Raw genomic sequence first — 19,803 nt, forward strand, 5'->3', positions numbered from 1 at the left:
ACCTCTGACAAAGCAGAGGTTTTATAGTATTTTATTAATGCAACTACTTTACACCGTGCATCATTTTCTTTAAAATAGGTGAAATTAAACCTAAAATTACCGCAGCAATACCGCAAAGTACTACGAATACCATGAAGAATTGAAACAGGTTGTGAATTTCAAATCCGGCAAATGTAGGATTGTGTAATGGGAGCTGGGCTTTATCAAAAGCAGCTATTTGATCAGCTGTTAAAGTTACTTTTTTATCTAAAACATCCTGAAGGTTTACTCCGATTTCCTCCGCTTTTTTAAATTTATCACCTGTTGCAGGAATAAGAGCTCCTAACGAACCTGCTAAAGCATAACCTGCTGCATTGGAGATAAAGAAAACCCCGTATAGTAATGAAGCGAATCTTTTTGGAGCTAACTTACCTACTAGTGATAAACCAATAGGAGAAAGGCAAAGCTCACCGCATGTCTGGATGAAATACAATAGCATCAACCATTTGATTGCTAACAAACCTGAGCTTCCAAGATCTTTTACATTGTGGGCAATAATGAAATAAGAAAGCGCAATTAATGCCAATCCCATAGCTTGCTTGAACGGAGATACAGGTTCTTTTCCTTTGGCTCTTAATTTGTCCCAGATCAAACTGAACGGAACGGCAAGTATAACAACAAAGATCCCGTTGAAGATCTGAACCATGGAAGGAGGCATATTCCAGCCTAAAATATTCCTGTCTGTCTGGTTATCCGCAATGAACGTCAGGGAAGAACCTGCCTGCTCAAAAGCGGCCCAGAAGAAAATAATAAAAAATGATACGATATAAATTACCCAGATTCTCTGTCTTTCCACTTTATTTTCAGCAGAAGTCATAATCAGGAATGCTAAAGCGATACCTGCCGCATAGATGAAAGGATAGATAATTCCTTTGATAAGTTGTCCCATCTCTACTGAATTGAATCCAAATTCTCCTACAAGAAGATATCTGAAAGCAAAAAATAAAACGACAAATATAAGCCCCGTTATTCCTAATGACGGACCTGAGAATTTAGCCGTTTGGGTTTCCCCTTCTTCAAAATCTGCACTTGTATTATGTTTTGGTAATCCTCCGATAGGTCTTCCTTCCGGAGTCACCACATATTTGTTTTTAAGGATGAAGAATGTTACAGTTCCGATAATCATGGCAATAGAAGCTGCAAGGAATCCCCATTTGAAGGCGAAAATATCTCTTACCCCTGTTGCTGCATCTTTAACATCCCCAACGTATGGACAGATAAATTGCCCAAGGAATGCTCCGATATTGATTCCCATGTAGAAAATAGTAAAGGCAGAGTCCAGCTTTGATTTTTCCTGCTTGGGATAAAGGCTTCCAACCATTGAGGAGATATTCGGTTTAAAGAAACCGTTACCAAAAATGATAATGAACAAGGCAAGCCACATGATAAGCTTGGCACTTCCGATATCAGCAGAAAAAGTGGAGGCACTTATGAACAGTAAAAACTGACCAATGGCCATTAAGGATCCACCAATAATAATGGCGTATCTGTTACCAATATATTTATCAGCAATAAATCCTCCTAAAAGAGGTGTTAAATAACACAAAGCTAAAAATCCACCGTAAATGATCGCTGCATCAGCTTCTTTTATCAATAGGGAGTTTACCATAAAGAGCGTTAAAAGTGCTCTCATCCCATAAAAGTTGAAACGCTCCCACATTTCTGTTCCGAAAAGAACCCATAATCCTTTGGGATGTCTGGAGCTCTTATTCTCTACAAGTTCATCCGGTTTCGGACTTAATGCTTCAATATTATCCATTCTTATTGTTAATTTTTGTTAAGACTAGCAAATATAGTTTTTTTTGAGTTTTTGGCAAGATTTTAATTTTATATTTAAATAAAAAAGCTGTAGATCAATTCTACAGCTTTTATTATTTATTAAAAAGGGTTAATTAATGCCCTTTTTCTTTCATGATCCTGTTTAATCTTTTAAGCATTGAAAGCCCTAAAAGCGTAGCAAAAATCAATAAAGCAAAGTTAACCAGGAAATAATTCATCTTGTTATCATAGCTGTACCACGTACTTGCCAATATTCCTGATAACTTATTTCCTACTGAGTTGGCAAGGAAAAAACCACCCATCATCAATGCTGTAATTCTTGCAGGAGAAAGCTTTGAAACAAAAGAAAGTCCCATTGGGGAAAGGCAGAGTTCTCCTACTGTAATCACTCCATAACCGGCAACAAGCCACCATGGAGAAACTTTTACAGCTCCGTTATCTCCGGCCATTACTGCCAATACCATTACCAGGCAGGATAATGCGGAGATGAATAAGCCTAAAACAATTTTTGTAGGAGTAAGCGGCTCTTTTCCTTTTCTTCGTAATATTGCCCAAAAGCCTACGATCAGAGGGGTTAAAGCAATAACCCAGAAAGGGTTTATGGATTGAAATAATTCAGTGTTGTATAAATAAACCTTATTATTTGGATTTTTCTCTAATTCTGCACGTTGTTCAGAAGATATATTTTTAAAATAAACATCTTTCCCCTGCACTTTAATTGTATTTCCGTCTTTATCTTTCTGTGACTGGAATTGATTGTCATAAACAGGAACTTCTTTGTCCTCATAACTTTTACCATCTACCATATAGATATTCTCTAAAGGTTTTTCTATGGCTGCGGGAACACTTCGATCGGTATAATAATTCGCCCATCTTGTTAAAGCGGTTCCGTTCTGTTTAAAAACTGCCCAGAAAAACATACTGATCATAAAAACAGATAATAATGCTCCGATAGCCGTTTTTTCTTCCGGTTTTGCTTTAAAATAAAGTGATCCATAAAAATAGATGACAGGAATACATGCAAAAATAAATGCATCGGTGCTATCGCTTCCAAATATATTACCCGGAATAAACCATCCGATGGCTCCGGCAATAATAGCCGGTAAAAAAACCTTAATTAAGATTTCCGAAAGCTTAGTATCTCCTTCCTGAACAGGTTTCATCTGAGCTGCGTGGATATAGTGCTTCCTCCCAATGGTAAAAATAACCATACCGATAAGCATTCCTACTCCGGCCGTAATGAAAGCTTCACCCCAACCAAATTTGTTACGCATGAAAGCAGCAATAATATTGCAGATAAATGCTCCTATGTTGATCCCCATATAGAAAATATTGTAACCAGAGTCCTTATTGGCTTTATAAGGTTCTTCAGAATACAGATTTCCGAGAAGGGTAGAAATGGTTGGTTTAAAAAAACCGTTTCCTATGATAATAAGTGCCAGAGAAGTGTAGAATAAAGGGAGATCCTTGAAAACACCCATTCCTATATATCCAGCAGCCATCAGAATTCCTCCCAGATAAATAGATTTGATATATCCCAAAACCCTGTCTGCCAAGAAACCTCCAATAAACGGGGTTAGATAGGTAAGTGCAATATAGGTCCCGAAAATATCGTCAGCGGTTTTGTCCGGTAATCCCAGACCTCCTTTTAAACCGGTAGGTTCAATAACATACAAAACAAAAATTCCGAGAATCAAGTAGTACCCGAACCTTTCCCACATTTCGGTAAAAAATAGAAAAGGCAGGCCTTTAGGATGTTTAGTCTTCATCTATACAAATTTCAAATTTCCCAAAAATAAGTTTTTAATTTTAATTGATAAAATAAATTACTCTTTAGAAAAACGATAAATGAAATGAATATTAAAAAACCTTCTAACGTAAATCAGAAGGTTTAATAAATATTTTTAACGATGGATTATAAATTATTAAGGATGAAATCCGTCATTTTTTGATAGAGCTGAGGTCTTGTTTGTCCGCCACTAATTCCGTGGTTTTTATCAGGATATGCCATGAAATCAAATTGCTTTTTGTTTTGGATCAAGGCCTCCGAGAATTCCATAGAATTCTGAAAATGTACATTATCATCGGCAGTACCATGGATTAGTAGAAATTTACCTTTGAGCAGTTTAGAGTATTCTGTTGGAGAATTTTTATCATAACCGTCAGCATTTTCCTGTGGAGTTCTCATGAATCTTTCCGTATAAACAGAATCATAATACCTCCAGTTGGTAACCGGAGCAACAGCAATTCCTGCTTTGAAGACGTCGGCTCCTTTTGTCATAGCTAAACTTGTCATATATCCACCAAAGCTCCATCCGAACATTCCGATTCTGCTTTTATCAATATAAGATTGATTTCCAAACCATTTCGCAGCGGTAATCTGGTCTTCAATTTCATATTTTCCGAGGTTCATATATGTTACCTTTTTATATTGAGCTCCCTTGTAACCAGTACCACGTCCGTCTACACACGCTACAATATATCCTTTCTGAACCAAATGATTGAACCACAAGGTATTTCCTTGATCCCAAGAATTAGAAACCTGCTGAGAACCGGGCCCGGAGTATTGGAACATAAATAAAGGATATTTTTTATTCGGATCAAAGTTTTTAGGTTTTATGATCCATGCATTCATCTGATCACCTGCATTATTTGGAATGGTAATGAATTCCTTCACGGCAAAATTATCTGCTTGTAATTTTTGAAGCTGGTCGTTATTGTTCTGAAGTTCTTTTACTGTTTTACCATTACCGTCCTTAAGTACAAAAGTATAAGGCTTTGAAACAGAGGAGGAGGTTTCAATGAAATAATTATAGTTTTTGCTGAAATTAGCAGAGTTATTTCCTTCTGTATTGGAGATCAGCTGTGATTTCCCATTCTCAATATTGATTTTGGATACTACCTTGTTAATACTTCCTTTTTCAGTGGTCTGAACATAGATTTCTTTAGATTTTGGATTGTAGCCATAATAATCAGTTACCTCCCAGTTTCCTTTTGTAACCTGCTTCTTCAGTTTACCATCTTTGTCATACCAATATAGGTGACGGTGCCCGTCTCTTTCTGATCCCCAAAGGAAAGAATCATCCTCCAGGAATTCCAATGTTGGACTGTCCGTATCAATCCACTTATCATCTGTTTCTGTAAATAATTTTTGAACAGCACCGGTTTTTGTATTAACTTTTAAAACATCAGAAGCGTTTTGTATTCTTTCTGAAGTAATCAAAACCATTTCGTCAGGTTTTGCTGTCTGAAATACATTGGGGATATAATAATTCTTGAAGGATCCAAGATTTAGGGGCATTGTTTTTCCTGAATCAAGACGGTATAATTGAGCTGATACAACAGAATTCTTTTCTCCGGCTTTTGGATATTTATAACGCATTTCTGTCGGATAAAGAGTTTTACCATAAATAGGAATATAAATTTCCGGAACCTGGCTTTCATCTGATTTTATGAAAACAATGGCATCCGAATTTTTGGTCCATTCATACTGTCTTGCATGTCCGAATTCTTCTTCATATACCCAGTCAGCAAGTCCATTGATAATTGAGTTTTTCTTTCCGTCCGTCGTTATCTGAGTGATTTTTCCGGAATTCAGATCCTGAAAAAACAGGTTATTGTCTGCAATAAATGCCAGTTTAGATGCATCCGGTGAAAACCTGGGCTCCTGAACGGGTTTCCCTTCATTAACAGAAATGATTTTCCCTGATTTAAGGTCTTTAACTTCAAATTTCCCTAAAAACGAATGTCTATAAATAGGCTGTCTTTCTTTAAGCAAAAGAATTTTGGATTCATCATCGGAAAACTCATAGCTTTCAAACTGCCCGTCTACTATATTACCTTCTTTTTGAGAATTTTTATAAGAATATTTTGCGATACCGCCTTGCTCAATAACCAAGTAGTTTTCTCCGTTTTTCATGGAAGTAATTCCGGCAATGCCTTTCCCACGGTAATATCCTGAATATATTTTATCTAATGTGATTTCTTGTGCAGATAGATTTTGAAGAGCTATGGCAACACCAAGACTTAATAGGATTTTTTTCATTTCTAATTTTAAACAGATTCAAAGATAATAATTTTATCAAACGCACAAAAAAGCTTTTTAATATAAGGCTTTGGCAAAAAAATTGAATGTATTATTACAAATCAAGCTAAAATAATAATTATGGAAACGAATGCATTCAATCAGAAATTAAATCGTTACGTTTTGAATGATCAAATAGTGTATACGGGTTTTTCGAGCTTTAAAGATGCTGAAGCATGTGCACAGAAAAAGGGCGGAACTTTAGTGGAAGTAAGCTTTAAAGATGGAAATGATAATCCGCAGATTTCAGATGAAGCAGGGCTTATTGAAAAAAAATTACATTATTATGTATATGCAGGTGATGAATATAAATTTATCCATTCCTCAGATCCGGGATTCAGAAAATACGCAGACGATCTGCAGAAAATAAAAGCTAAGATGCGTCAGGATGCTCCTGACGAAAGATATTTAGCCAATTTTGAAATTGAAAATGCAGAAGATCCGATTATTGTGATCAAAAATGATCGTTTGGAATCGGTTACTTCAAGAGAGCGTTCAAAATATTTGAAACACGCTGAAGTTTATGAAATAGGGGTATCCCTGCCAAAATCTTAAAAAAATAGCATCATGAGCAAGACAAAATATTCAGATAAAGCTCAGGAAAAAGTAGGAAAAGTAATGCACGAATTCAAAGAGGGTAAATTAAAATCTTCTTCTGGAAAAAAAGTGACAAGTAAGAAACAAGCTGTTGCAATCGGAATTTCTGAGGCAAGAGAGAAAGGCTTGAAAGTCCCTAAAAAGAAAAAAGACTAACTTAAAATAAAAGCTGCCGGAGAATTCTCCGGCAGCTTTTATTTATAATATTGACCTAAAAATTATAAGGTTCTCAATTTTTTAAATTTCTCAATTCAGCAATTTCACCCTAATAATTATACAGCATGCTATAGTATTCATCAGCCATTCTATCGCTGTTAAACTGATGCTTAACATCATCCATGGCATTGTACTGTATTTTCCTCCAGCTATCTGCATTGTCGTAGTAGGTTGGAAGGATCTGGTTTTCCAGGATTTCATATAACTGGTTTAAATCATAATTATCCTGTTCATAAATGCTCATATTCAGGTAATCTGCTTTTTGAACGACAAAAGAGTTTTGTCCGTGTCTTGCAAATTCAGGAATCCAGCCGTCATCTGTCGAAAGATTTACAGAACCATTCATAGCAGCAGTCATTCCGGAAGTTCCTGAAGCTTCTCTTGGAACCCTGGGATTATTCAGCCATAGGTCCGAACCCTGTTTTAGTGATTTGCTTAAAGAAAGTTCATAACCTGTAAGGACAGCCATGTTTTTATGATTTTTACTTTCTTCTACCAGTGTATTGAATGTAGAAATGGCAGAATAATCCATTGGATAGGGTTTCCCTGCCCAAATTATCTGAACAGGATGTTCAGGATTATTCAATAACTTGTAAAATCTGTCCTTATCGTGCAAAAGCAGATCAGCACGTTTATAACCGGCAAATCTCCTTGCCCAGACTATAGTAAAAATGTTTGGATTGAAAAGATTTCCTGTTTGATCGGCAACGATTTTAAAGAGTCTCTTTTTTAAATATTTTTTACGGTAATCAAATGCCTGATCGTCTCTTTCATCTTTGGAGTTGTAGAGGCGCTTATCTGCCCAGTATTTAAATTCCTGTGCATTGGTGATTGATTTGATTTCGCAAATTCCGGGATATTTACTCCACATTGCTCTGGAAACCACACCGTGAAGTTGTGAAACACCATTGGCAACTTTAGCCATTTTTAATGCACAAAGAGAATGATTGAAACGTTCATCATCTACTCCTTCTATGCTTTTGGCTTCTTCCATACTAAAGCCTGAAAAATAAGACATGTCATAACATAATTTCAGATTATGTTTTTCATTTCCCGCTTCTTCAGGAGTGTGCGTTGTGAAAACAAGTTTCTCTTTTACTTTGCTTAAATCTCCATTGTATTTTCTTAATAAATAAAATGCAGCGGGTAGGGCATGTGCTTCATTCAGATGATAAATATCTCTTTCCAGATTCATTTCGTCCAGTAATTGGGCACCTCCTTTTCCCAATAAAATATATTGAGCCAGCTTTGTCGATTCATTGGCATCATATAGTTTATGACAGATTGTTTTTGAAACGTGGTCATTTTCCGGTACATCTGTTGATAGAAAAAACATAGGGGCGGTATGGAAAATTTCAGGATCCAGATACCATACTTTCACCCAAACAGGAGCGCTGTGGATTTCAATTTGGAATTTTATTCCGGTATCTTCCAAAAAACTATACATTTTTTTTGTCCATACCGGCTGTAGTGTCTGATCGTGGTTTCTTGCCTGATCATAGTATCCGAATTTCCAGAGTATTCCTATTCCTATAAAATCCTGCTTTAAATTATAGGCGCTTCTCATGTGTGAACCGGCTAAAAAGCCAAGTCCTCCGGAATATATTTTTAAAACCTGTTCAATGGCAAATTCCATTGAAAAATAGGCAACTTTTTTTGAATATTGGGGATTGGTATTAAAAGGTATTTTAAAGTTTTTAAAATCCATGTATCACAATTTTGTATTTAAAAGCCAAAGGTATTGAATATGAAAGTAAACTATACATTAATTATTTGACAATTTATTTTTAAAAATATCTGTTGAATAGTTTTTTTGCTTACCTTTAAGTGTAATTTTTTGATAATCAAAAACTTCTCAGATGAAACTTTAGGTTCCATGTTTTATTAACCATTAATAAAAAGGCAGTCATGAAAAAGGTGTTTTCCGATGAAGATTTAATCAAGAATCTAAGCTTATATTACCTGAATCGACATTTGAAAAAAAAGCCGATAGAAAAGTATCATCGTAAAATAGACGAATCTCAGCTTCATGACCGCGAAAAGTATAAGAAAAAATCAGAAATTTTACTGTTAAATTCTTTTATGCATCATTTTCCTGATGTTAAATTTGAAAACCTTACCTGTGAAAGTCCCGACTTTATCGCTAATTTAAATGATAAAAAAATTGGAATAGAACTCACTGAGGTTATCAATCATTTGGAAATGAAGAAGATAGAAAGTAATCTTAACAAGATTTTCCGTCAGGCTGAAATATTATTAGAACAAGAAGACACTACGAAATATCGTGGTGTTTATTTTTTAGAATTTCATTCGGATTTCAGGTTTGATAATCCCGAGGAACAGCAGGAAAGTATTCTTGCCATCTGTAAGAGCATAAAGAAAAACAAACCGGTAGGCTGCGTTAAAAAAATCAGGAAGTCTTTTCATCGTAGAAATGTATTTATTACACATGAATACAGTATGAATTTATTTGATGAATTATGCTCGGATAAAATACTTGAACTGATTGAGAAAAAGAATGAAAAATTTCCTTATTACGACACTTCAGTAGACGAATGCTGGCTTGTGATCGTTTCAGATATGAATTCTATTGCATCGCGATATACCTTTATTCAGGATAAAGAACATCTGAATGAAGTCAAAAGTCCTTTTCACAAAATTTTCCATCTTGAGAATTTATGTGGGAATTTGACAAGTATAAAATAATTCTTTAATAGATGTGTTTTTGTTTAATAATTACATATTTTTAATATGTATTGTTAATGATTTTTGCTATTTTATGAATTTTAATGAAATAATAAGTATATTTGATATATGTGTTGTGTATTGATTTAATTATTGATTAATTTCTAACAAAAGCATGTATTCATGAGGAAAAATTTACTTATTATTTTTTTATTGATCTCACAAATCCTCTTTTCCCAGGCAGATTGTTCATCTGCATTATCGGTTTGTGGAAATTCAAGCATTACATATTCTCCCACAGGAATTGGAGCTGTAAATGAAAATTTAGGAGGGTGCTTAATAACAGGCGAGCACAATTCAATTTGGTATAAACTTACTATTGCCACTGGCGGAACGCTTACTTTTGATTTGGTGCCCAATGATCCGGATGCGGATTATGATTGGGCTATTTATGGTCCTAATGTAGCTTGCGGAAGTTTAGGATCTCCTATACGCTGTAATGCTGCAACTGTGATTGGTGTAGGTCCGTCTACAGGATTAAATATGACAAGTACGATTGTAGACGCTCCCGGAGGATCACTGACTCCTTATTGTAAATATTTAGATGTTTTGCCAGGTCAGACTTATTATTTATATATAGATAACTGGGTGGGTGCTGCCAGTACTACAATGGCTCCGTTTTCTTTGACATGGGGAGGTACTGCTGCTTTGGCGTCTCCTTTCACTGATCCTGCGATACAGCCACATCCATTTGTCCCACCGGGGGTTCCTGCGGCTAATCCTGCTGACCCACGCGAAGTTATTATATGTAATAGTCCGGCTGTTTTTGATTTCAGTACTTTGACGGCAGGCATTCTTAATGCGAACCCTAATTTCCAGATAACGTACCATACTTCACAAAATGATGCCCTTTCCGGTGCAAGCCCGATTTTAACTCCTATTACCGTTAATACAACAACAACTTATTATTTCAGTATACATTATCAGGATCCTGCAAATCCCAACAATCCAATCAATTCATGCAGGCAGGTGGGTGCCTTTAAATTTAAGCTGGGAAATATAACAGGGAATAACGTTTCTTTATTTGCCTGTAACAATAATAATGCGGGTACGGCAACATTTGATCTTACAACCGCTGCTGTTTTTGGTGATCCTACAGCAGTTAAAAAATATTATCCGTCTTTAAACGATCTTAATGCAGGTACTAATGAAATTCTGAATCCTTCTGCATATGTATCTGCCGAAGCAACAGTATATGTAAAAATAATTTCCCAGCTGGGATGTATTGGAACAGGAATGATTTATCTTAAGTTTTATCCTGTGGTGGTTGTAAATGATGCTATTTTGAGATCATGTTTCATTGAAGGTGCCTCCTCTACAGCGTCTTTTAATCTTACCGCCGCATCGGTTACTACACAGGCACCCGTAACCAAGAAATATTATCCTTCACTTACTGACGCGGTGAATGGAACAAATGAAATCGCAACACCGTCTGCGTACATCGCTTCTAATGGTGTGGCATACATAAAAGTATTCAATTCAAATAATTGTTTTGCCGTCGCGAAAGTTACTCTAGCTGTGCTGCCGCCGGTAAAATCGGCAGTCCTTACTGATAAAACCATCTGTATGGAGGATACTACGACATTGGATGCCGGTCCCGGTTTCGATTCATACCTCTGGAGTACAGGAGCTACAACCCAGGCGATCACAAATGTAAGCGTAGGGACTTATTGGGTAAAACTAAAAACTGGAGAATGCATCACAACTCAGGAGGTAAAAGTGTATGCAAGTGAGCAGCCTGTAATATCCAATATTGATATTTCGACTAACACTATTACAGTTGCGGTTAACGGAGGAACACCTCCTTATCAATATTCATTAGATAATATCAACTGGCAGACTTCTAATGTATTTAGCAATGTACCGAGAGGAGATAGCCAGGTTTATGTAAAGGATTCTTATGACTGTGATCCAATTGATATTACAGTGTTGGTACCGAACCTGATCAATGTAATTACACCGAATAATGATGGAATTAATGATGTAATTGATTATTCAGCGCTGGCTAACAAACAAAATTTAATATTGAGTATCTTCGACAGGTATGGTAATAAGGTTCACCAGGCCGACAAAACAAATGGATATAAATGGGATGGTACTACTAATGGCAGTAAAAAGGTTCCGACAGGAACGTATTGGTACTCTGTGACCTGGAACGAAAATGATAAGAAAAATACACCGGTTAAATTCTCAAGCTGGATACTGGTGAAAAACAGGGATTAATATTTGATAATCATAAAAAAAACCATCCTAAAAAGATGGTTTTTTCTTTCAATATTTTTAAATTTAATGAATGAAAGAATTATTTATCAAACGATTCAGTTATTATAAATCTCTTGGAGACAGGGTTTTTGAACAACTGTCAGAAGAGCAGCTATTCTGGCAGTTTAATAACGAGAGCAATTCTATTGCAGTAATTGTAAAGCATGTTGCAGGAAATATGATTTCACGATGGACGAATTTTTTAACAGAAGATGGGGAAAAGGAATATAGAAACCGCGATGAAGAATTTGTCAATACATTCAAAACAAAGGAGGAGGTTATCAATTTCTGGGAAAAAGGCTGGAGTTGTTTATTGAATGCATTAGATCAGATCACTGATGAAAACCTGTATGCTACGATTTATATTAGAGGAGAAGGGCACACGGTTTTAGATGCTGTTTTTCGTCAGCTGGCCCATTATCCCTATCATATCGGGCAGATCGTTTATATTGCTAAAATGATAAAAAATGATGATTGGAAAACGCTTTCGATTCCAAGAAATAAATCTCAGGAGTTCAACATGGAAATGAAAAATAAATGGAATGATACTGAATTTAAAGGTAATTCCTCACCTGTTTGTTTTGAAAATAATCCGGAAGTCAGAGACGATTACAAACAATAGACCGAATCAATTTAGAGTCTTTATTTAAATTACTATCTTTGCACTCATAAAATTCAGGACTGATAAAAATGTCAAATTTTCATAAAACCGCCGCATTTCATACCCTAGGCTGCAAATTAAATTTTGCGGAAACATCTACTATTGCTCGTCAATTAACAGATGCCGGATATGATAAGGTAGGTTTTGATGATAAGGCTGATGTTTATGTGATCAATACCTGTTCCGTTACTGAAAATGCAGATCGTGAGTGTAAACTTCATGTAAAAAGAGCAATGAAAGCGAATCCAGAAGGACTGGTTGTTATTGTTGGTTGCTATGCTCAGCTCAAGCCTGAAGAAATTTCACAGATTAATGGAGTTGATTTGGTATTAGGAGCCAAAGAAAAGTTCAATATCCTGAGTTATCTTGACGATTTAGAAAAATCTGAAAGTGAGGGAATTGTTCATTCCTGTGAGATTGAAGAAACCGACTTTTTTATAGGAAGCTACTCAATCGGTGACAGAACAAGAGCCTTTTTGAAAGTTCAGGACGGTTGCGATTATAAATGTACCTATTGTACCATTCCTTTAGCAAGAGGGATTTCAAGATCAGATACGATCGATAGTGTTCTTAATAATGCTAAAGAAATTGCAGCAAAAGATATCAAAGAAATTGTCCTTACCGGAGTGAATATTGGAGATTATGGAAAAGGTGAATTCGGGAATAAAAGACATGAGCATACTTTTCTGGATCTGATTTCTGAGCTTGATCAGGTAGATGGGATCGAGAGAATACGTATTTCGTCTATTGAACCTAATCTTCTGAAGGATGAGAGCATTGAACTGGTTTCCAGAAGCAGGAGCTTTGTTCCTCATTTTCATATTCCTTTACAATCCGGATGCGATGATCTGTTGAAAAAAATGAAGCGACGTTATTTAACAAAGCTTTACCGGGATAGGGTGAATAAAATTCGTGAAGTTATGCCTCATGCGGCTATTGGTGTTGATGTGATTGTTGGATTTCCTGGAGAAACTGAAGAAAAGTTCATGGAAACCTATAACTTCCTTAATGATCTTCCCATCAGTTATCTTCATGTTTTCACTTATTCTGAAAGAGAAAATACCGAAGCAGCAGATATGGAAGGGGTTGTTCCCATCCCTGAAAGAAAAAAACGCAACAAAATGTTGCGGATCCTTTCGGAAAAGAAAAAAATGTCATTTTATCAAACTCAGCTAGGAAAAACACTTCCGGTCCTTTGGGAGCATGAAAATAAAGATGGCAAGATGTATGGTTTCACTGAAAACTACGTAAGAGTCCAAAAAGATTTTGACCAGGCATCGATTAACCAGATTGAATTTTTAAAACTTGAAAAAATAGAAGCTGACGGTACGGTTTCAGTACTTAATTCTTTTGAGAGCTTTTTAGAAAAGGTATAGCCTTTTTATCTCCTTTCTTATTCATATTATTACAGACTTTTCATCATTATTGATGAAAATAGAAAGCAAATTGCCATTACCCAAATTCAGAGAGATTTTCTTACCTTATAGATTCCGAAAGTGCATAGGACGGCACGATTTTGCTGATTTGTCTTAAGATATAAATTTCATGCTTCTGTTGAAAACTGAAAAAAACAAAAAATACAATAAATTGAACCGTTTTTAATGGAGCTGAATGCGGGAAAGTATTCTGTATTTTTTTAACTTTGATAAAATTCAAAAACGATATGAGAGATAAATTTTTGCTTTGGGGCGCTATAATTTTAGTTGTAGCCTGGGCTATCGCTTTCTTGATAAAAGCGGATTGGTGGATTCCTATTTTACTTACTATTATTTATGCTGTTGGAGTTTATAATGTTACACAATCAAAGCATGCAATTTTAAGAAACTTTCCTGTTTTAGGATATTTCAGATACTTTTTTGAAAGCATTTCTCCTGAGATGCAACAATATTTTATTGAGAGGGAAACAGATGGGAAGCCTTTTCCCAGAAATCAGCGTTCAGCTGTTTACCGGCGTGCAAAAAACCTTAGCGACACCGTGGCATTCGGAACACAACTGGAGGTTAATCACAGAAAATATGAAGGGATTAAGCATTCTATATATGCTAAATCGCCATCCGAAGAATTACCAAGAGTATGGGTAGGAGGGGAACAGTGTACACAACCTTACCATGCGTCGTTATTTAATATTTCAGCGATGAGTTTTGGAGCATTAAGTGACAGGGCACAGATTTCACTGAACAGGGGTGCGAAAAAAGGTAATTTTTATCATAATACAGGGGAAGGAGGTATTTCCCCACATCACCTGGAAGGAGGTGATTTATGCTGGCAAATAGGGACAGGATATTTTGGATGCCGGGATGAAGAAGGAAAGTTTAATCCGGATCTCTTTATAAAGTATTCTACATTGCCTAATGTGAAAATGATTGAGATTAAATTATCTCAGGGGGCAAAGCCGGGACATGGGGGAGTTTTGCCGGGAGTAAAAAATACACCTGAAATTGCAAAGATTCGTCACGTAACACCTGGAGTAACCGTGATTTCGCCACCATCGCACTCTGCTTTTTCCAATGCAGCAGGTTTATTGAGATTTGTACAGCAACTAAGAGAACTTTCCGGAGGAAAGCCTGTAGGATTTAAGCTTTGTATAGGAGATACAAAAGAATTTGAAGACATCTGTGTTCAGATGAATGTTTTAAAAATATACCCGGACTTTATTACGATAGATGGAGCCGAAGGAGGTACGGGTGCAGCACCACCGGAATTTTCAGATGGTGTAGGAATGCCTTTGGAACCGGCGTTGATTTTTGTAAATAAAACACTTAACAATTATAATGTTAGAAAAAAGCTAAGGGTCATTGCCAGTGGTAAAGTACTGACAAGTCTTGATATTTTAAGAGCGGTAGCCATGGGAGCTGACATGTGTAATAATGCCAGAGGATTTATGTTCTCACTGGGATGTATACAGGCGCTCAGATGTAATACAAACAATTGCCCTACAGGTGTTGCTACGCAGGATAAGATGCTGATCAAGGGACTGGATGTTACAGATAAAAGTGAAAGGGTGTACCATTTCCATAAAAATACCCTTCATACATGTAATGAGTTGATTGCTGCAGCAGGACGTAGTTCTTATGAAGAAGTAGATGCATCTATGTTTATGAGGGGAGATGAATTCGATCATCTTGCGGATCTTTATTTTCCGGATATTTTAGGAAATGTAAGACAGAAAACAAGAATGTAGATAAATAAAAAGCGCTTCAGTTATTCTGAAGCGCTTTTTTATTGGATGTTTTACTTTTACTTATTCATTTGCAGGTCTATCTGATGTTCCATACACCTGGAAATTAAATACAAATGTTCTGTTTTGAAGAGAATATCCCGTATAGTTATAATGGGCCTCTCTTCCAAAAGCAGCTCTGGAAGGAACAATAATTACTCCCTGCAGGTTATAAGGAGCCCCATCTGTTAAAGCAGGTGATGCTGCTTTGAAAAACTTCAACCCTTCCTGGAATCCTTCTATTTCATAGTATTTTCTTTGTTTTGCAACATCTGTTGTAGCATCTGTTAATACTTGTTTCTTTACATAATACCACATAGGATCCGAAAGGGGAGATCCGGTTCCATTTACTGTATTGACAAGGTAAGGGGAAACTGAAGATGCTGTAAGCGCTACGGTTCCGTCTGTATTGGTCGCCAGGTAATAATTTGCTCTTACCATCATTCTAAGAACATCGGTAGCGCCTATTGTTTTTGACGGAGAAGGCTGTGCACCTGCTCTTACGATGTACACAACTCCTGAAGAAAGTTTTACAGGATTTAATTCAGCTAACTTCTTCTCATGGTCATCAATGGTATCAGTAGCACTGAAAGCTTTTATATTTCCTTGGGTATCAAGATAGTTGTCGTTCAGAAACTTTTGGATAGCCTGATCATCATAGGTATTTCTTACTGCTACATCATCGGGCTCAACAAATGTTTGTGCCTCATCATCTTTTTTACAAGCAGAAAAACAAAGAGATCCTGCAAGGATATATAAAAATATTTTTTTCATTTCAAAAACTTTAATTACTTTACAAATAATATAACGGCAAAAGTATAAAAAATTATGAGAATAGATAAATTTTTATGGAGCATTCGTTTTTATAAAACGAGAACTGTTGCAACTGAGGAGATTAAGAAGAACAGAGTTTCCATTGGAGATACTGTTGTAAAGTCTTCAAAAGAGGTAAAAGAAGGAGATGTAATAAAAATCCGTAAAAATCAGATTGATTATAAGATTAAAGTAATCCAGATCCCGAAAAGCAGGATAGGAGCTAAACTGGTATCTCTTCATATCAAAGATGTAACAGACAAAGAGCAATACGAATTGCTTAAAATGCGTAAAATGACCCAGGACTATTACAGAAGCAGAGGAGAAGGCAGACCAACTAAAAAGGACAGACGGGACATGGATGGATATGTGGAAAATGATATTGCATCAGATTTTACGGATTGGGACGACTTTTTCGGTGAAAGTGAAGACGACGGAATTGAAGATGAGGTTGAAGAGAAATCATAAATAGAGTTTCTCGATAATTTCATCAACGATAGCTTCAGGTTCTCTGGAGTCTGTAGTCACACTAATCATAGCCTTGCTATAGAATTCATTTCTTTCAAATAAATGCTTAGCAATAAACTCAGGAAGGTTTTCATCAGAAATATTAGCGATTAATGGTCTTTTTTCTTTCTGTTTTGAAAGCCTTTCTGCTAAAGTACTAACGGAAGCTTTCAGAAAAATGCTCTTAGAGTTATTATTAATGATCTCCATATTATTGTAATAAACGGGAGTTCCACCGCCGAGACTTAAAATAAGATTTTCTTCGGTAGCGAGTATTTCTTCCAAAGTTTCTCTTTCCAGCTTTCTAAAGTAGATTTCACCCTTTTTTTCGAAGATTTCCGGAATAGTTAATTTATTTCGTCTGGAAATCTCTTTATCGAGGTCAATTAATTTAAAATTTATTTTTTCGCTTAAAATTTTGGAAATGTGTGATTTGCCACAACCCATGTATCCGACTAGTGAAATTATCATGAAATATTTTTAAACAAATTTGCGAAAAAGTTTTGAGAAATTAAAAAAAGTTATATCTTTGCACCACTTAAAACAAGGGACATTACTTAAATGAAAGTTGTTTAAAATAAGTGGCCGACTCGGTAGCTCAGCTGGTAGAGCAATACACTTTTAATGTATGGGTCCTGGGTTCGAATCCCAGCCGGGTCACTAGCAAAAATATTACTAAATTTTGTAATTTTTTTGCCTGCGTGGTGAAATTGGTAGACACGCCATCTTGAGGGGGTGGTTTCCTAAGGATGTGCTGGTTCGAGTCCAGTCGCAGGCACTGCAAAGAAAAGTAAATTTTAAGTTGCATATTGATTTAAAATTTGTAAATTAGAATTACGACCGACTCGGTAGCTCAGCTGGTAGAGCAATACACTTTTAATGTATGGGTCCTGGGTTCGAATCCCAGCCGGGTCACAAGTTTACTGAAAAGTAAATTTTTTTCATATTAATATTTTGTGATTTGGTGTTCAAAGGCTTCCTTCAGGAGGCCTTTGATTTTTGTATATGAGCAGGTGAACAAAAAAAACTTCGATTAAGGAATCAAAGTTTACATTTTTGTATTGCGAAATTATCAGGAGATTGTGTTAATCCAGATGCATATTGTCAATTAGTCTTACACCGTCTACTACAACAACGATAAAAGCTCTATAGGATTTATCTTTATAAAAGAAGTCTGTTTCTTTTAATGAGTTTTCATCTGCGATCATAAAGTACTCAAGCTTCATACCGTGCTGATGATCGAAAATATCAACAACTCTTTCTTTAATTTCAGGAACGGTGATTACTCTGAACCAATCATTGACCTTTTTTAATGTTTCATAAATAATTTTTGAAGCTTCCCTGCGATCTTCATGCAGTCTTTGGTTTCTTGAACTTAAAGCGAGCCCGTTATCTGCCCTATAAATAGGAACACCTGTAATTTTTATAGGAAGATGCTTTTTCTCAACCAATTTTTTAATAATAGCAAGCTGCTGGAAATCTTTTTCTCCAAAATAAGCATTGTCAGGTTGTATTTGCCTGAAAAGTTCTTCTACTACCGTTCCTACACCATCAAAATGGCCAGGTCTGGACTTTCCTTCCATTTCATTTTCCAGGCCGTCAAAATCATAATGATGACTTTCAGCTTTTTCAGGGTAGATATCTGTAATTTCAGGAATATAAACGGCGTCAACTAATCCGGAATTTTCTAAAATAAGTATATCACGGTTCACATCCCGTGGATATTTTGCAAGATCATCAGGGTTATTGAATTGAGTAGGATTAACAAAAATTGAAGAAATCACAAGATCATTTTCATTCCTTGCTACATCATAAAGAGAAAGATGCCCATTGTGAAGAGCTCCCATTGTAGGTGCAAATCCTATTCTTTTTCCCATTTCTTTCTGTCTTTCAATGAAATCCTGAAGTGTTTTTTTATTTTTTAAAACTTCCATAATTAATTTTAATAGCAATTCAAAAATACTAAAATATCAGATAATAAACTGCGTTTTTGATAATTTGAAAAAGGTAATTTTCGTAAAAAAATGTTAATTAAAATAATGTTGGATGTTTTTTTGTAATTTTGCACATTAAAGCATTTTTACAAAAAATTAGATAGAAATTTATGCCGAATCAAAAAATACTGTACATTACTACAGAAATGTATCCATATCAGGAAGATACAAACATGGCTACTGTGGTAAACAAAATGGCGCTTAAAATGCACAATGAAGGCAATGATGTAAGAGTTTTTATGCCAAGATTTGGACAAATAAGTGAAAGGAAATTCCAACTCCATGAAGTTATCCGTCTCTCAGGAATGAACATTATCATTAATGACCTGGACCAACCTCTAATCATTAAAGTGGCATCTCTTCCGGGGGAAAGACTTCAGGTCTATTTTATAGATAATGAAGAATACTTCAAAAGAAAACAATATTACTATGAAGATGACGGTAGTCCTTTTGAAGACAATGATGAAAGAGCAATATTTTTTGCAAGAGGAGTAATTGAGACTATTAAAAAGCTGAACTGGGTTCCCGATATCATTCATTTGAATGGTTGGATGGCTTCTTTTGTTCCTATTTATCTTAAAACTTACTACAAATCCGATACGTATTTTAAAGACGCTAAGATTGTGCTTTCATTATATAATGAAAAAGATGCACCTCTTAACGATAAAATCGGAGAAAAACTAGAATTCGATAATATTTCGGGACTAAAAGCGTTAGATAAACCAAGCTTTCAAAGTTTTGTCATTGAAAGCATGAATTATGTAGACGGGGTTGTAAAAGGAGATGAATTCCTGGATGGAGACCTGGATAAGGCATTCAATGAAACATCTACAACCAAATCGGAATATCTTGATGTAGATTCCATAAACAAACTTTATTAAAAAGACAT

The 19,803-nt window shown here is 35.7% G+C and carries 16 protein-coding genes and 3 tRNA genes; 12 read left to right on the forward strand and 7 right to left on the reverse strand.

The features are described 5' to 3' along the window. Positions 1–43: 43 nt before the first annotated feature. The 3 genes from PFY10_17450 to PFY10_17460 form a co-directional block, all read right to left on the reverse strand. Positions 44–1,798: a peptide MFS transporter gene (locus PFY10_17450; protein ID WBV55990.1), complete on the reverse strand. Its 1,755-nt coding sequence runs from the start codon at positions 1,796–1,798 to the stop codon at positions 44–46. A 133-nt stretch (positions 1,799–1,931) separates the two neighbouring features. Then, positions 1,932–3,587, reverse strand: a complete 1,656-nt coding sequence (locus PFY10_17455) for a peptide MFS transporter (protein ID WBV55991.1) — start codon at positions 3,585–3,587, stop codon at positions 1,932–1,934. 146 nt (positions 3,588–3,733) lie between these two features. Continuing rightward, the gene (locus tag PFY10_17460) at positions 3,734–5,863 is read right to left on the reverse strand and encodes a S9 family peptidase (GenBank protein ID WBV55992.1); all 2,130 of its coding nucleotides are present in this window, start codon (positions 5,861–5,863) and stop codon (positions 3,734–3,736) included. A 120-nt stretch (positions 5,864–5,983) separates the two neighbouring features. Between PFY10_17460 and PFY10_17465 the strand changes: the two genes are divergently transcribed. After that, the gene (locus PFY10_17465) at positions 5,984–6,457 is read left to right on the forward strand and encodes a hypothetical protein (GenBank protein ID WBV55993.1); all 474 of its coding nucleotides are present in this window, start codon (positions 5,984–5,986) and stop codon (positions 6,455–6,457) included. A gap of 12 nt (positions 6,458–6,469) precedes the next feature. Continuing rightward, the gene (locus PFY10_17470; protein ID WBV55994.1) at positions 6,470–6,655 is read left to right on the forward strand and encodes a DUF6496 domain-containing protein; all 186 of its coding nucleotides are present in this window, start codon (positions 6,470–6,472) and stop codon (positions 6,653–6,655) included. Between the two features lie 109 nt (positions 6,656–6,764). Here PFY10_17470 and glgP read toward each other — a convergent pair whose 3' ends face one another. After that, positions 6,765–8,423 (reverse strand): alpha-glucan family phosphorylase, encoded by a 1,659-nt coding sequence (gene glgP, locus PFY10_17475; protein WBV55995.1) that lies wholly within the window; start codon positions 8,421–8,423, stop codon positions 6,765–6,767. A gap of 200 nt (positions 8,424–8,623) precedes the next feature. Here glgP and PFY10_17480 point away from each other — a divergent pair, with 200 nt between their 5' ends. The 5 genes from PFY10_17480 to PFY10_17500 all read left to right on the forward strand — a co-directional run bounded on the left by PFY10_17480 (position 8,624) and on the right by PFY10_17500 (position 15,564). Next, complete coding sequence (locus tag PFY10_17480; protein WBV55996.1) at positions 8,624–9,421, forward strand: hypothetical protein; 798 nt, start codon at positions 8,624–8,626, stop codon at positions 9,419–9,421. A gap of 162 nt (positions 9,422–9,583) precedes the next feature. Further along, entirely contained in the window at positions 9,584–11,683 is a 2,100-nt protein-coding gene (locus PFY10_17485; protein ID WBV55997.1) for a gliding motility-associated C-terminal domain-containing protein, read from the forward strand. Between the two features lie 70 nt (positions 11,684–11,753). Then, positions 11,754–12,344, forward strand: a complete 591-nt coding sequence (locus PFY10_17490; GenBank protein WBV55998.1) for a DUF1572 domain-containing protein — start codon at positions 11,754–11,756, stop codon at positions 12,342–12,344. Positions 12,345–12,412: 68 nt separating this feature from the next. After that, the gene (gene mtaB / locus PFY10_17495; protein ID WBV55999.1) at positions 12,413–13,759 is read left to right on the forward strand and encodes a tRNA (N(6)-L-threonylcarbamoyladenosine(37)-C(2))-methylthiotransferase MtaB; all 1,347 of its coding nucleotides are present in this window, start codon (positions 12,413–12,415) and stop codon (positions 13,757–13,759) included. A gap of 287 nt (positions 13,760–14,046) precedes the next feature. Next, positions 14,047–15,564 (forward strand): glutamate synthase-related protein, encoded by a 1,518-nt coding sequence (locus tag PFY10_17500; GenBank protein WBV56000.1) that lies wholly within the window; start codon positions 14,047–14,049, stop codon positions 15,562–15,564. Positions 15,565–15,624: 60 nt separating this feature from the next. Here PFY10_17500 and PFY10_17505 read toward each other — a convergent pair whose 3' ends face one another. Then, positions 15,625–16,374: a hypothetical protein gene (locus PFY10_17505; GenBank protein WBV56001.1), complete on the reverse strand. Its 750-nt coding sequence runs from the start codon at positions 16,372–16,374 to the stop codon at positions 15,625–15,627. Positions 16,375–16,428: 54 nt separating this feature from the next. On the opposite strand from PFY10_17505, the gene PFY10_17510 reads away from it, so the two are divergent. Continuing rightward, positions 16,429–16,881 (forward strand): S4 domain-containing protein, encoded by a 453-nt coding sequence (locus tag PFY10_17510; protein ID WBV56002.1) that lies wholly within the window; start codon positions 16,429–16,431, stop codon positions 16,879–16,881. On the opposite strand, the gene PFY10_17515 is transcribed toward PFY10_17510, so the two are convergent. Next, positions 16,876–17,391, reverse strand: a complete 516-nt coding sequence (locus PFY10_17515; protein WBV56003.1) for an AAA family ATPase — start codon at positions 17,389–17,391, stop codon at positions 16,876–16,878. The genes PFY10_17510 and PFY10_17515 overlap by 6 nt on opposite strands. Positions 17,392–17,507: 116 nt before the next feature. On the opposite strand from PFY10_17515, the gene PFY10_17520 reads away from it, so the two are divergent. From PFY10_17520 to PFY10_17530, 3 genes are all read left to right on the forward strand, one after another. Then, positions 17,508–17,580, forward strand: a tRNA-Lys gene (locus tag PFY10_17520). A gap of 35 nt (positions 17,581–17,615) precedes the next feature. Next, a tRNA-Leu gene (locus tag PFY10_17525) sits at positions 17,616–17,698 on the forward strand. A gap of 64 nt (positions 17,699–17,762) precedes the next feature. Then, positions 17,763–17,835, forward strand: a tRNA-Lys gene (locus PFY10_17530). Between the two features lie 170 nt (positions 17,836–18,005). On the opposite strand, the gene panC is transcribed toward PFY10_17530, so the two are convergent. After that, positions 18,006–18,854: a pantoate--beta-alanine ligase gene (gene panC, locus PFY10_17535; protein ID WBV56004.1), complete on the reverse strand. Its 849-nt coding sequence runs from the start codon at positions 18,852–18,854 to the stop codon at positions 18,006–18,008. A 170-nt stretch (positions 18,855–19,024) separates the two neighbouring features. Between panC and PFY10_17540 the strand changes: the two genes are divergently transcribed. Next, on the forward strand, positions 19,025–19,795 hold the full coding sequence (locus PFY10_17540; GenBank protein WBV56005.1) for a glycogen/starch synthase: 771 nt from the start codon (positions 19,025–19,027) through the stop codon (positions 19,793–19,795). Positions 19,796–19,803 lie beyond the last annotated feature (8 nt).

Source organism: Chryseobacterium daecheongense (assembly GCA_027920525.1).
In the GTDB taxonomy this organism is placed as follows: domain Bacteria; phylum Bacteroidota; class Bacteroidia; order Flavobacteriales; family Weeksellaceae; genus Chryseobacterium; species Chryseobacterium proteolyticum.

What these genes read in the sequence shown, in the direction of transcription:
- panC (WBV56004.1), bottom strand. Translation starts at nt 18,854, where the DNA reads ATGGAAGTTTTAAAAAATAAAAAAACACTTCAGGATTTCATTGAAAGA.
- PFY10_17460 (WBV55992.1), bottom strand. Translation starts at nt 5,863, where the DNA reads ATGAAAAAAATCCTATTAAGTCTTGGTGTTGCCATAGCTCTTCAAAAT.
- PFY10_17480 (WBV55996.1), top strand. Translation starts at nt 8,624, where the DNA reads ATGAAAAAGGTGTTTTCCGATGAAGATTTAATCAAGAATCTAAGCTTA.
- PFY10_17515 (WBV56003.1), bottom strand. Translation starts at nt 17,391, where the DNA reads ATGATAATTTCACTAGTCGGATACATGGGTTGTGGCAAATCACACATT.
- PFY10_17465 (WBV55993.1), top strand. Translation starts at nt 5,984, where the DNA reads ATGGAAACGAATGCATTCAATCAGAAATTAAATCGTTACGTTTTGAAT.
- PFY10_17485 (WBV55997.1), top strand. Translation starts at nt 9,584, where the DNA reads ATGAGGAAAAATTTACTTATTATTTTTTTATTGATCTCACAAATCCTC.
- PFY10_17490 (WBV55998.1), top strand. Translation starts at nt 11,754, where the DNA reads ATGAAAGAATTATTTATCAAACGATTCAGTTATTATAAATCTCTTGGA.
- PFY10_17455 (WBV55991.1), bottom strand. Translation starts at nt 3,587, where the DNA reads ATGAAGACTAAACATCCTAAAGGCCTGCCTTTTCTATTTTTTACCGAA.
- PFY10_17505 (WBV56001.1), bottom strand. Translation starts at nt 16,374, where the DNA reads ATGAAAAAAATATTTTTATATATCCTTGCAGGATCTCTTTGTTTTTCT.
- PFY10_17540 (WBV56005.1), top strand. Translation starts at nt 19,025, where the DNA reads ATGCCGAATCAAAAAATACTGTACATTACTACAGAAATGTATCCATAT.
- PFY10_17450 (WBV55990.1), bottom strand. Translation starts at nt 1,798, where the DNA reads ATGGATAATATTGAAGCATTAAGTCCGAAACCGGATGAACTTGTAGAG.
- PFY10_17470 (WBV55994.1), top strand. Translation starts at nt 6,470, where the DNA reads ATGAGCAAGACAAAATATTCAGATAAAGCTCAGGAAAAAGTAGGAAAA.
- PFY10_17510 (WBV56002.1), top strand. Translation starts at nt 16,429, where the DNA reads ATGAGAATAGATAAATTTTTATGGAGCATTCGTTTTTATAAAACGAGA.
- mtaB (WBV55999.1), top strand. Translation starts at nt 12,413, where the DNA reads ATGTCAAATTTTCATAAAACCGCCGCATTTCATACCCTAGGCTGCAAA.
- glgP (WBV55995.1), bottom strand. Translation starts at nt 8,423, where the DNA reads ATGGATTTTAAAAACTTTAAAATACCTTTTAATACCAATCCCCAATAT.
- PFY10_17500 (WBV56000.1), top strand. Translation starts at nt 14,047, where the DNA reads ATGAGAGATAAATTTTTGCTTTGGGGCGCTATAATTTTAGTTGTAGCC.